At 62.1% G+C, this 11,631-nt stretch carries 12 protein-coding genes and 2 riboswitches; of the genes, 6 read left to right on the forward strand and 6 right to left on the reverse strand.

Annotated elements, in window-relative coordinates; genetic code table 11:
• Positions 1-281 (forward strand): hypothetical protein (locus HGO38_RS27060; protein ID WP_250958923.1); only part of this gene is annotated, 281 nt, incomplete at its 5' end.
• Positions 282-584: 303 nt separating this feature from the next.
• Here the strand turns inward: HGO38_RS27060 and HGO38_RS27065 are convergent.
• From HGO38_RS27065 to HGO38_RS27085, 5 genes are all read right to left on the reverse strand, one after another.
• Positions 585-1,595 (reverse strand): aldose epimerase family protein, encoded by a 1,011-nt coding sequence (locus HGO38_RS27065; protein WP_250958924.1) that lies wholly within the window; start codon positions 1,593-1,595, stop codon positions 585-587.
• Between the two features lie 80 nt (positions 1,596-1,675).
• Positions 1,676-2,866 carry a vWA domain-containing protein gene (locus HGO38_RS27070; protein ID WP_250958925.1) on the reverse strand — a complete coding sequence of 397 codons (1,191 nt, stop codon included), beginning with the start codon at positions 2,864-2,866 and terminating at the stop codon, positions 1,676-1,678.
• Positions 2,867-2,879: 13 nt separating this feature from the next.
• On the reverse strand, positions 2,880-3,818 hold the full coding sequence (metA, locus tag HGO38_RS27075) for a homoserine O-acetyltransferase MetA (protein ID WP_250958926.1): 939 nt from the start codon (positions 3,816-3,818) through the stop codon (positions 2,880-2,882).
• Positions 3,819-3,895: 77 nt separating this feature from the next.
• Positions 3,896-3,973: riboswitch (SAM riboswitch) on the reverse strand.
• A 71-nt stretch (positions 3,974-4,044) separates the two neighbouring features.
• On the reverse strand, positions 4,045-4,899 hold the full coding sequence (locus HGO38_RS27080; RefSeq protein ID WP_250958927.1) for an AAA family ATPase: 855 nt from the start codon (positions 4,897-4,899) through the stop codon (positions 4,045-4,047).
• 99 nt (positions 4,900-4,998) lie between these two features.
• Entirely contained in the window at positions 4,999-5,244 is a 246-nt protein-coding gene (locus HGO38_RS27085) for a hypothetical protein (protein WP_250958928.1), read from the reverse strand.
• 274 nt (positions 5,245-5,518) lie between these two features.
• On the opposite strand from HGO38_RS27085, the gene HGO38_RS27090 reads away from it, so the two are divergent.
• The 4 genes from HGO38_RS27090 to HGO38_RS27105 all read left to right on the forward strand — a co-directional run bounded on the left by HGO38_RS27090 (position 5,519) and on the right by HGO38_RS27105 (position 8,568).
• A complete protein-coding gene (locus HGO38_RS27090; RefSeq protein WP_250958929.1) occupies positions 5,519-5,659 on the forward strand; it encodes a hypothetical protein in 141 nt (46 codons plus the stop codon).
• A 91-nt stretch (positions 5,660-5,750) separates the two neighbouring features.
• A complete protein-coding gene (gene rpsU, locus HGO38_RS27095; protein ID WP_168473290.1) occupies positions 5,751-5,999 on the forward strand; it encodes a 30S ribosomal protein S21 in 249 nt (82 codons plus the stop codon).
• An 84-nt stretch (positions 6,000-6,083) separates the two neighbouring features.
• On the forward strand, positions 6,084-6,734 hold the full coding sequence (locus HGO38_RS27100) for a thiamine diphosphokinase (RefSeq protein ID WP_250958930.1): 651 nt from the start codon (positions 6,084-6,086) through the stop codon (positions 6,732-6,734).
• 4 nt (positions 6,735-6,738) lie between these two features.
• Positions 6,739-8,568 (forward strand): ABC-F family ATP-binding cassette domain-containing protein, encoded by a 1,830-nt coding sequence (locus HGO38_RS27105; RefSeq protein ID WP_250958931.1) that lies wholly within the window; start codon positions 6,739-6,741, stop codon positions 8,566-8,568.
• Positions 8,569-8,574: 6 nt separating this feature from the next.
• On the opposite strand, the gene HGO38_RS27110 is transcribed toward HGO38_RS27105, so the two are convergent.
• The gene (locus HGO38_RS27110; protein ID WP_250958932.1) at positions 8,575-10,350 is read right to left on the reverse strand and encodes an ABC transporter ATP-binding protein/permease; all 1,776 of its coding nucleotides are present in this window, start codon (positions 10,348-10,350) and stop codon (positions 8,575-8,577) included.
• A gap of 102 nt (positions 10,351-10,452) precedes the next feature.
• Positions 10,453-10,568, forward strand: a riboswitch (TPP riboswitch).
• A gap of 46 nt (positions 10,569-10,614) precedes the next feature.
• On the opposite strand from HGO38_RS27110, the gene thiB reads away from it, so the two are divergent.
• Positions 10,615-11,631, forward strand: a complete 1,017-nt coding sequence (thiB, locus tag HGO38_RS27115) for a thiamine ABC transporter substrate binding subunit (RefSeq protein WP_250958933.1) — start codon at positions 10,615-10,617, stop codon at positions 11,629-11,631.

Raw genomic sequence — 11,631 nt, forward strand, 5'->3', positions numbered from 1 at the left:
GCCCGGCCCTGAATAGCCTGCCGCCGGAGCTTGATGCGCTGGTCGAGACGGTCGCCGACTGGACCAAGGCGGCCGACCTTTCGGCCGTGCTTTTCGACGGGACGACAGCGGCGCTCATTGAAACCGCGACGGCCGCAGCTGAGCGCGACGGCGCCATCGTTCCGGTCTATCCCCGGGGCCAGGACGGCGACTATCCGCTGCTGCGCCTGATCGAGGAACGCTCGGTCAGCATCAACACCACAGCGGCCGGCGGCAATGCCAACCTGATGACGATCGGCTAGTCATTCTACCGAAAGCTGGCCAGCCACGGCGCGTCTGCGCCGTGCGAAACGGCGGCAGCAAGATGATGCACGGGACTTGCCTCGGCGAGTAACGTTCACCCCCCTCTGTCCTGCCGGACATCTCCCCCTCAAGGGGGGAGATCGGATTGGCGACGCCGCCCATTCTTGAAACTGTCGTTATCGCGGTCGGTTGAGATCGAGCGCGCAACCACTCTGCCGATCTCCCCCCTTGAGGGGGAGATGCCTGGCAAGGCAGAGGGGGGTGATCGCCAATGATGGCTCATCGAGCGAACGTGAGCCGGCTCAGCTCTTCGAAAACACGTAATCCGTTTCCTGCACCAGCACCTCGCCGGGCCGCAGCACGGCATTCGGAAAACCCGGCTGATTGATCGCATCCGGCCAGACCTGGGTTTCCAGGCAGAAGCCGGCGAATTTGCCGTAAGTGCGGCCTTCGTGGCCGGGGACGGCGACGTTCAGCTTGGTGCCGGCATAGAACTGCACGCCGGGTTCGGTGGTGCGCACTTCCAGCGTCACGCCGGAATTGATGCTGCGGGCCAGCGCCACGCTGCGCTTGGGCACGCGCTCGCTCGACAGGCAGAAATTGTGATCAAACAGCACCTGCGCGCCATCGACGAAGCGGGCCATCGGCGACATCTGGCGGAAATCGAACGGCGTGCCGGCAACCGGCCGCTGCTCGCCGGTCGGAATGAGCTTGTCGTCGACGGGGAGATAATGATCGGCGGCGATCATCAGGTCGTGCTCCAGCGCATCCGGCCGGCCGTCGAGATTGAAATAGGTGTGCTGGCAGATATTGGCGAGCGTCGCACGATCGGTGGTCGAGCGATAGACGACCGATAGCACGCCCTCCTCCTTCAGCTGGTAGGTCGCCGTCACGGTGCAGGTGCCGGGATAACCGGCGCGGCCATCCGGGTCGACGATCTCCAGCACCACCCGGTCCTCGGCCAGATCGACGATCTGCCAGTTGCGCTTGGCAATGCCGTCCTTGCCGCCATGCAGATGATTGTAGCCACCCTCATTGCATTCGAGCTGGTAGTCCTGACCGTCCAGCGTGAACTTGCCGCCGGCAATCCGGTTGGAACAACGTCCCGGTGTCGCCCCGAAATAGGACGAATAAAGCGGATAATCCTCGAACCGCTCGAACCCGAGGGTCAGTGGCGGGGCATGGCCTTCGAGCCGCAGATCCTGGATGACGGCGCCCCAGGTCATCACGCTGGCCGACAGCCCGCCGCCCTGCAGATGCACCCGATAGACCGTTTCGCCCGTGGCGGTCTGTCCGAAGACTTCTTTTTCCATGCTCAATGTCTCATCCCTCGTTGTGTCGGCCGCCGGCGGCCGCCTTATATCCATGAAACCCGGAGCGGGGCTGACCCAGGTTACCGCGACAATTCCCGGGCCGCGTCCTCAAGTCCGCCCAGCGTCAGCGGATGCATGCGCCCGGCCATCAGCCGTCCGATCAGCCCCACAGACGTGGTATAGCCCCAGTATTCCTGTTTCAGCGGATTGAGCCAGAGGGTTTTTCGAAAATGCGCCGTGACGCGGTTGAGCCAGACGGCGCCCGGCTCGGGGTTCCAGTGCTCCACCGAGCCGCCGGCCTGGGTGATCTCATAGGGGCTCATCGCGGCGTCGCCGACAAAAATCACCCGGTAATCCGCCCCATAGGTGCGCAGGATCTCGTCGGTGGCCACGGTCTCGCCATGGCGCCGCCGGTTGTCCTTCCAAACCCGCTCGTAGAGGCAATTGTGGAAGTAGAAATGCTCCATGTGCCGGAATTCCGAGCGGGCCGCCGAAAACAGCTCCTCGACGCTGCGCACATGATCGTCCATCGATCCGCCGATATCGAAGAACATCAGCAACTTGACCGCGTTGCGGCGCTCCGGCCGGGTCTGCACGTCGAGATAACCGTGCTCGGCGGTCGAGCGGATCGTACCGGCCAGGTCGAATTCCTCAGCCGCACCCTGCCGGATGAATCGCCGCAGCCGGCGCAGCGCCACCTTGATGTTGCGGGTGCCAAGTTCGACCGTATCGTCGAGATTGCGGAAATCGCGCCTGTCCCAGACCTTGACCGCCCGGCGGTGGCGCGATCCGTCCTGGCCGATGCGCACGCCTTCGGGATTATAGCCATAGGCGCCGAACGGCGAGGTGCCGGCTGTGCCGATCCATTTCGAACCGCCCTGGTGGCGGCCCTTCTGCTCCTCAAGCCGCTGGCGCAGCGTCTCCATCAGCGCCTCGAAGCCGCCGAGGCTCTCGATCAGCGCCTTGTCCTCGTCGCTCAGGTGCTTTTCGGCGAGCTTGCGCAGCCAGTCCTCGGGGATCGCAACGGTCTCCACGCCATCGCCGTCGCCGCCGGCAAGCGCCTCGAGGCCCTTGAAGCTCTCGGCGAACACCTGATCGAAGCGATCGATATGGCGTTCGTCCTTGATGAGCGTCGCCCGCGCCAGGAAGTAGAAGGCCTCGACGTCGAAATCCACAAGCCCTTCCTGCACGCCTTCGAGCAGGGTCAGGAATTCCCGGAGCGTCACCGGGATCCTGGCCTGTCGGAGTTTCAGGAAAAAGGGGAGGAACATCGGCACCCAGGGCTCAGCCTGCCTCCGCTTCCGACGTCGTTCCAATCTTCGTCAGATCATAGGCCGTCGTCTGGTAGATCTCGTTGATCCAGTTGCCGAAGAACAGATGGGCATGGCTGCGCCAGCGGTTGAGCGGCGCAAGCTCGGGATCGTTGTGCGGGAAGTAGTCATGCGGCATCTTGATCGGGATGCCGGCCTGCACGTCGCGGAAATATTCGTCGGCCAGCGATGTCGAATCATATTCGACATGGTTGAACATATAGAGCCGGTTGCCGGCCTTCTCATGCACCAGGCAGACGCCCATCTCGTCGGATTCCATCAGGATTTCCAGCCCCGGTACTTTTTCGATGTCAGTGCGGCGCACCTCGGTCCAGCGCGACACCGGCACCTGGAAATCGTCGGAAAAGCCGTTGAGATAGACCGAGGAGGGCTTCAGGTTGCGGTGGCGATAGACGCCGAACGCCTTCTGCTTCAAGGCCTGCTTGGGCACCTTGTGGAAATGGTAGATCGCCGCCATGCCGCCCCAGCAGACATTGAGCGTCGAATGGACGTTGGTCGCCGTCCAGTCGAAGATCTGCTGCATTTCGCTCCAATAGGTCACATCCTCATAGGGCATCGTCTCGACCGGCGCGCCGGTGATGATGAAGCCGTCGAACTTGCGGTCCTTCACTTCGTCCCAGGTCTGGTAGAAGGACAGGAGATGCTCTTCCGAGGTGTTCTTGGCTTTGTGGCCACCGACCCGCACGAGCGTGAATTCCACCTGCAGCGGCGAGGCACCGACCAGGCGCGCCATCTGCACTTCGGTCTTGATCTTGTTGGGCATCAGATTGAGCAGGCCGATCTGCAGGGGGCGGATATCCTGGCGGATCGCCGCCGTTTCGCTCATCACCCGCACGCCCTCATGCACGAGGGTCTCGAAGGCGGGCAGGGTATCGGGAATCTTGATCGGCATCTGTCTTACTTCCAGCATCGGCGGGCTGTGCCGCACAATAAAAAACCGGCCGCGATATCGCAACCGGTCCTCGGGAAGTCAGACTTTCCTCGGCCCTTTAGCGATTTTTTTAACGTGGCTGCAAGCCGGCCGGCCAAATCACCACAACGGAAAATTTCTTACGCCTGAGCAGGCTTCGGGTCAATGAAAAACCATGCTGCACCGCCGCCGCAGGCCGTTCGTACCTTTACCGGCCCTCGCGACGCGCCATGAAGGCCAGCCGCTCGAACAGATGCACGTCCTGCTCGTTCTTCAAGAGGGCGCCGTGCAATTTGGGCAGCGCGTGGCTGGCATCGGCGCGCAGGTCGGCGGGATCGATATCGTCGGCGACCAGCAGCCGGATCCAGTCGAGCGCCTCCGACGTCGACGGCCGTTTTTTGAGGCCCGGCGTCTCGCGGATCTCGTAAAAGCGCGTCAGCGCGCTGCGCACCAGGGCCTGCTTGATGCCGGGATAGTGAACCTCGACGATCCGCGCCAGCGTTTCGGCTTCCGGGAAACGGATATAGTGGAAGAAGCAGCGGCGCAGAAAGGCGTCCGGCAGTTCCTTCTCGTTGTTGGAGGTAATGATCACGATCGGCCGCACCTGGGCGGCCACCGTCTCGCCGGTCTCGTAGACATGGAATTCCATGCGGTCGAGTTCCTGCAGCAGGTCGTTGGGAAACTCGATATCGGCCTTGTCGATCTCGTCGATCAACAGCACGACTTTCCGGTCGGTGGCAAAGGCCTGCCACAGCTTGCCGCGGCGGATGTAATTGCCGACATCGTTGACGCGCTGGTCGCCGAGCTGGCTGTCGCGCAGGCGCGACACGGCATCGTATTCGTAAAGCCCCTGCTGCGCCTTGGTCGTCGACTTGATGTTCCATTCGATCATCTCGAGATCGAGCGATTTGGCCACCTGGCGGGCCAGCTCGGTCTTGCCGGTTCCGGGTTCACCCTTGACCAGCAGCGGCCGCTCCAGCCGGATCGCGGCATTGACCGCCACCATCAGATCCTTGTCGGCGATATAGTCGTCGGTTCCGCGGAACTGTCCCTGGAATTGCATCGTCACTCTTTCCGCAATGGTCGTCAGCGGGCAAATTAGTGACTGCCCGGGAGGGGTGCAAGCCTGATTAAATGCAGCGGCTCGGCACAGTTTTCCGTTTTAGCCCTTGTATTGCGGCGTGAACCTGTCAGGGTGAAAAATGAATACGTCCACCGATTGGCTGGGCGCGCCCTTGCGGGCAAAAAGAGGAATTGGCGCATTGTCCGGATGCGCCGCCTTTTCAAAATTTCGATAGCCGAACAACCGATCTCGCTGAATTTCCAGGTTTGGCGATGCGGAGGGTGACACCGGGCGCAGGGTAGAGAGATGCAGACGAGCGCCGTACTGATCGGCAGCCGACCGCATTTTGAGCCAGGGGCCTTAGGAGAAGACCGATGAGCAGGCACCTGTACAAGGCCGGCGACCATATCGTTTTGAAGGATGGACCGGTGCGAACCGCGAAACCCTCGGGCGATTGCCGGATTCTGGCAGCCATGCCGGAATCTCAGGGCAGCCGGCGGTACAGGATACGGTTCGAAGCCGAGAATTTCGACCGCAGCATTGCCGAGGACGAGATCGATTCCGGGCGTTCGCCAGAGACAGGCAGCACGCCCTCGCCAAACATCAAAGGATCAGATACATGGCTAAAGGCCAGCAGCGTACGAACAAGGAAGTGAGAAAGCCGAAGAAGGACAAGGAAAAGCCTTCTTCCGCGGCCGCCTCGCCTTTTCAGTCGCAGATGAAAAACGCAGAAACCCCGAAGAATGGTAAGCCGCGCTGATTTCAGCGCATCTTTTGTTTATAACCGCCAATGTGCCCGCCGGACCTCGTCCGGCTTTCGCGTTTGGGCAACGGCCCGCCAAGGAGAGAAAGTGCAAGTTCTAGTCCGAGACAACAATGTCGAACAGGCCCTTCGGGTTCTGAAGAAGAAGATGCAGCGCGAAGGCCTGTTTCGCGAAATGAAGGCCCGTTCGGCCTATGAGAAGCCTTCCGAGAAGCGCGCCCGCGAAAAGGCCGAGGCCATTCGCCGGACCCGCAAGCTGGCGCGCAAGCAATTGCAGCGCGAAGGCCTGCTGCCGGCCCCGAAGAAAAAGGTGTTTGGCGCGGCTCCGGCACGCTGATTTCGGCAAAGGCGTTCCGACCTGCGGCCTGCAACGCGGAACGCCCTTTCCCTTCTGCCCCCAGATGCGCTATGGGCTTGGCCCATGACGCAGAACACCTTCACCATCCTGCTGGGCGGCAACCTGACCCTGACCGATCGCCTCATGGCATCAGTTGCGGGCAGCCGTTTCATCGCGGCTGACGGCGGCATGCGCCATGCCGCCATGCTGGGTGCCACGCCGGAATTGTGGGTCGGCGATTTCGACAGCAGTTCAGACACGCTGGTCAAAGATTTTCCCGACGTCGAGAAAATGCCCTACCCGGCTGCCAAGAACGAAACTGACGGTGCCATCGCTGTCGACGAAGCGCTGAAGCGGGGCGCGACAGAATTGATCCTCGCCGGCGCCCTGGGCGGCGAACGCTCCGATCACGCGCTGATGCATTTGCTGCAGGGCGTGGAATTGGCCAGGCGCGGGCTGAAGCTGATGCTGACCTCGGGCGAGGAGGAAGCCTATCCTTTGCTGGCCGGCGATATGACCGTCGACCTTCCGGAAGGTTCCCTGTTTTCCGTTCTCGGTTTCACCGATCTCCGCGGACTGTCGATCCGCAATGCGCGTTATCCGCTTGTTGATTTCACGCTGCCGTTCGGCTCGTCCCGCACCATTTCCAATGTCGCCAACGGCATGATCGCGCTGTCGCTGCAAAGCGGCGATGCGGTGCTGTTGGCCAGACCTTTTGATCTCTCAGGAGCTTGAGCCCTTGGCGCCTCCCATTTTGAAACTCGACGATATCTTCCTCTCCTTCGGCGGCGCGCCGCTGTTGAACGGCGCATCCCTGCAGGTGGAGCCCGGCGACAAGATCTGCCTTGTCGGCCGCAACGGCTCCGGCAAATCGACGATGATGAAGATCGCCGCCGGCCTGGTGGAAGCCCAGTCGGGGGAAGTCTTCCGCCATCCCTCCTCGACCATCCGCTATCTGGAACAGGCCCCCGACTTCGGCGACTTCAAGACCGTGCTGGCCTATGCCGAAGCGGGCCTCGGGCCGGGCGACGATCCCTACCGCGTCACCTATCTACTGGAGCATCTGGGCTTGAGCGGCCAGGAAGACCCGGCGAGCCTCTCGGGCGGCGAAGCCCGCCGCGCAGCGCTCGCCCGCGTGCTGGCGCCGGAACCCGATATCCTGATGCTCGACGAGCCGACCAACCATCTCGACCTGCCGACCATCGAATGGCTGGAAAGCGAGCTGCAGAAGACCCGCAGCGCGCTTGTGCTGATCTCCCATGACCGGCGTTTCCTGGAAAAGGTCTCGACCGCCACCGTCTGGCTCGATCGCGGCCTGTCGCGGCGGCTCAGCCGCGGCTTTGGCCATTTCGAGGAATGGCGCGACAAGGTTCTGGAAGAGGAAGAGATCGAGCAGCACAAGCTCGGCAAGGAGATCCAGCGCGAGGAGCACTGGCTGCGTTATGGCGTGACGGCGCGCCGCAAGCGCAACATGCGGCGTCTCGGCAATCTGCAGAGCCTGCGCGCCGATTATCGCGGCCACAAGGGACCGCAGGGCACCATCACGGCTGCCGTCACCGAAGGCCGCGAATCCGGCAAGCTGGTGATCGAGGCGGACCGCATCACCAAGACCTATGGCGAGCGGACCATTGTCGCGCCCTTTTCGATCCGCGTGCATCGCGGCGATTGCATCGGCCTGATCGGCCCGAACGGCGCCGGCAAGACGACTCTTCTGAAAATGCTGACCGGCCAGATGAAGCCCGATAGCGGCATGGTCAAGCTCGGCACCAATCTCGAAATCGCCGTTCTCGACCAGAAGCGCGAGGACCTGAACCTCGAGGATACGCTGGCCCATTACCTGACCGACGGACGTGGCGACAATCTGCTGGTCAACGGCGAGCAGAAGCATGTGACCGGCTACATGAAGGACTTCCTGTTCCAGCCGGAACAGGCCCGCACGCCGATCCGCAACCTGTCCGGCGGCGAACGCGCCCGGCTGATGCTGGCCCGCATCATGGCGCGGCCCTCCAACCTGCTGATCCTCGACGAGCCAACCAACGACCTCGACATCGAGACGCTCGACCTGCTGCAGGAAATCGTCGCCGGCTATCCCGGCACGGTCATTCTCGTCAGCCATGACCGCGACTTCCTCGACCGCACCGTGACCTCGACCATCGCGCCTGCCGATCCCGACGCGCCCGACGGCCGCTGGATCGAATATGCCGGCGGCTATTCCGACATGCTGGCGCAGCGCAAGGGCGCAGAAGACGAACGCAAGCGCGCCGAGAAGGCCGAAAAGGCCAAGACCTCGGATGGCGCGGCCAAATCTTCCGACGGCGGCAACAAGGGGAAAGTCAAACTCTCCTTCAAGCAGAAATTCGCGCTCGAAACCCTGCCCAAGGAGATGGCCAAGGCACAAGCGGAGATCGCCGCCCACGAGGCGAAGATGGCCGATCCGAAACTCTTCACCAAGGACCCCGCGACCTTCAACAAGCTTGCCGCCGAGACCGAAAAGCTGCGCGCCGATATCGCCCGCATGGAAGAGGAATGGCTGGAACTGGAAATGCTACGCGAGGAGATCGAGGGATAAGACTGCTTATGCCTCGACCGGCTCCAGTCTAAGATGCAGCAGGCGTGGCTTGACGGCATCGAGATAGACGCTGGAACGGCCGATATAGATCAGTGTCGACCCGGACAGTCCTGCCAGGATGTCGGTCAGGATGGTGCTGGTGTCCGATTCGAGGCCTTCCAACACATCGTTGAAGATGATCCAACGCGGCTGCCGCAGCAGGATATTGGCAAAGGCCAACGCCATCTGCTCGTCCTTGTCGAGCAGGCGATCCCAACGCGGTGTCTCATCCAGCATGCCCGTCAGCCGTTCAAGCCCGACCCGCGTCAAGGCGTCGGTGAGCGCCGCATCGCCATAACCTGCCGGGTCGAGCGGATAGCTCAGCAATTCGCGAAGCGGCCCCTCCGGCAGGTAGCCGGACTGCGGCACGAACAGAACCTGGTCTTCCTCGGGCATCAGGATCGTGCCGCTGCCGGAACGCCAAAGACCGGCCAGCGCATGAAACAACAGCTTGCGGTTCACCCCCTGGTCGCCATTGATCATGATCCGCTCACCGAAGCGGATCACCGGTTGCGCCTCCTCGATGCCGAATCGGCCCTTGGCCGCGGGATCGGCGACGTCCGGGGAAATGACCAGATCGATCAGCTTCAATTCGCCGAACGCCCCCGGCATCACCGTGACCTGCGGACCGGTCGGCTCGGCGCTGTCCTGGTCCGTAAGCGCAGCGCGCAGCGACATCACCCGCATCAGCGCGGCCCGCCAGTCGGCGATCACCCCGAAATTGTCGACATACCAGCGCAGGGCCGAATAGACCTGGTTGAAGGCGGCGGCCGCCATCATCAGCCCGCCGAAGGTCATCGTCCCGGTGAAATAGGCCGGCGCCGCGATCAGGATCGGCACGATGGTGGCGAGCCAGCCGAAGCCAGCGGAAATCCAGGTGAGGTTGGTCAGCGAGATCGCCAGATGGCGGATGATACCCAGCACATTGTCGATCTTGCCATGGATGCGGTGACGCTCGGTTTCCTCGCTGCGCGCCAGCGCAATGGCCTCGAGATGCTCGTTGGCACGCATCAGCGACGAGCGCAGATCGGCTTCACGGCTGTAGCGCTCGGCATTGAGACTGGCCAGTCGCGAGCCGACCAGATTGCTGCTGATGGACGCGGCCCCGGCATAAAGGATAGCACCCCAGACCATATAACCCGGAATGGCGAAGCTGCGTCCGCCGATCTCAAAGACGAAATCGCTCGACAATTGCCACAAAACGCCAATGAAACTGACCAGCAGGATGGTCGATTGCACCAGACCGATCGACAGGGTCGTGGTCATTTCCGACAGCTTGCGGGCATCCTCGTGCAGGCGCTGGTCGGGATTGACGCCGAACGGGCTCGACACCGACAGGCGGTAGGCGCGGCGGCCTTTAAGCCACTGGTCGACGATGTCGCGCGACAGCCCTTCGCGCATATAGAGCGCCGCCATCTGGTTGAGCCAGGTCTGGATGACGTTGAGAACCAGCAGGAATCCGGCAATCACTCCGAAATTTTTCAATTGTGCCAGGAATTCCGTGAGGTTGCGCTGTTCGATCGCATTATAGAAGGGCGCGTTCCACTGGTTAAGCAGGACCTGCGCATAGACCGTCATGAGAATGATCGCCAGCAGCGCCGTGGCCACCGCCATGACCTTGTAGCGCACGGCCGATTCCCGGAACGACTGCGCGGCGACCTTCAACTGCTGCGCCAGCGGCAGTTCGGCTGTCGGCGGAAGGATCGGCGGTGGCGTGGTCTCGTCAGGGGCAAATATCGGCATCAAGCACTCTCAAACGGCTCGCCATCAGATAAGCATGCTGACCGTTCATGTCCATGGGCGGCGGGACCCTTGCAAGGCTGATGGTGCCACGCTATGACTAAATTTGCTCTAACGGGGTGCTTTTGTCTGCAAACGGACATGGGCTGAGAGGCGTCGAACGCTAACCCGCGGAACCTGATCCGGCTAACACCGGCGGAGGGATTAGACGCGCATGATGAATGACGCCCTTTTCCCGACATTTGACACCATTTGAAGGGGCGTACCATGCCGACACTGAAACCCGTGCTGACCATCTGCGGCTTTGCCGCCGTTCTGCTTGCCACCACCGCCGTCCAGGCGGCCGACAAGGTGCTGACCGTCTATACCTATGAGAGCTTCATCTCCGAATGGGGTCCGGGACCGAAGATCAAGGCGGCCTTTGAGAAAACCTGCGGCTGCACGGTGGATTTCGTCGGCGTCGCCGATGGCGTGGCGCTGCTGACCCGGCTGAAGCTCGAAGGCGAGAGCACGAAAGCCGATATCGTGCTCGGCATCGACACCAATCTGGTGGAAGAGGCCAAGGCGACCGGCCTGTTTGCACCGCATGGCGTCGATACCGCTGCCGTCACCGTGCCCGGCGGTTTTGCCGACGATACCTTCATTCCCTATGATTACGGCCACTTCGCTGTCGTCTACGACAGCGAGACCCTGAAGACGCCGCCCACCAGCATGAAGGAGCTGGTCGAAGGCGATCCGTCGCAGAAGATCGTCATCGAGGACCCGCGCACCTCGACACCCGGCCTCGGCCTGCTGCTCTGGGTCAAATCGATCTATGGCGACAAGGCCGACGAGGCCTGGGCCAAGCTCAAGGGGCGCATCCTGACGGTAACGCCCGGCTGGTCGGAGGCCTATGGCCTGTTTACCAAGGGTGAAGTGCCGATGGTGCTGTCCTACACCACCTCGCCGGCCTATCACATGATCGCCGAGAACACCGATCGTTACCAGGCGGCCGCCTTTTCGGAAGGCCATTACATTCAAATCGAAGTGGCAGGCCTGCTGAAGACTGCGCCGCAGAAGGATCTCGCCCGCGATTTCCTCAAATTCACCATCAGCCCGGCCTTCCAGGACGAGATCCCCACCAACAACTGGATGATGCCGGCCGCCCCGACCTCGCAGCCCCTGCCCGACGCCTTCGCCAAGCTGGTATCGCCGACCAAGACCTTCCTGATGGCGCCTGAAGAGGTGGCCAAAAACCGCAAGGCCTGGATTGACGAATGGCAGGCCGCCATGACGCTGAACTGA

Source organism: Rhizobium sp. CG5, from assembly GCF_023701945.1.
Classification (GTDB): Bacteria; Pseudomonadota; Alphaproteobacteria; order Rhizobiales; family Rhizobiaceae; genus Allorhizobium.

Coding starts and splice junctions, on each gene's coding strand:
- HGO38_RS27090 (WP_250958929.1), top strand. CDS start 5,519: ATGGCTAAAGGCCAGCAGCGTACGAACAAGGAAGTGAGAAAGCCGAAG.
- HGO38_RS27080 (WP_250958927.1), bottom strand. CDS start 4,899: ATGCAATTCCAGGGACAGTTCCGCGGAACCGACGACTATATCGCCGAC.
- metA (WP_250958926.1), bottom strand. CDS start 3,818: ATGCCGATCAAGATTCCCGATACCCTGCCCGCCTTCGAGACCCTCGTG.
- HGO38_RS27100 (WP_250958930.1), top strand. CDS start 6,084: ATGACGCAGAACACCTTCACCATCCTGCTGGGCGGCAACCTGACCCTG.
- thiB (WP_250958933.1), top strand. CDS start 10,615: ATGCCGACACTGAAACCCGTGCTGACCATCTGCGGCTTTGCCGCCGTT.
- HGO38_RS27085 (WP_250958928.1), bottom strand. CDS start 5,244: ATGCGGTCGGCTGCCGATCAGTACGGCGCTCGTCTGCATCTCTCTACC.
- HGO38_RS27070 (WP_250958925.1), bottom strand. CDS start 2,866: ATGTTCCTCCCCTTTTTCCTGAAACTCCGACAGGCCAGGATCCCGGTG.
- HGO38_RS27110 (WP_250958932.1), bottom strand. CDS start 10,350: ATGCCGATATTTGCCCCTGACGAGACCACGCCACCGCCGATCCTTCCG.
- HGO38_RS27065 (WP_250958924.1), bottom strand. CDS start 1,595: ATGGAAAAAGAAGTCTTCGGACAGACCGCCACGGGCGAAACGGTCTAT.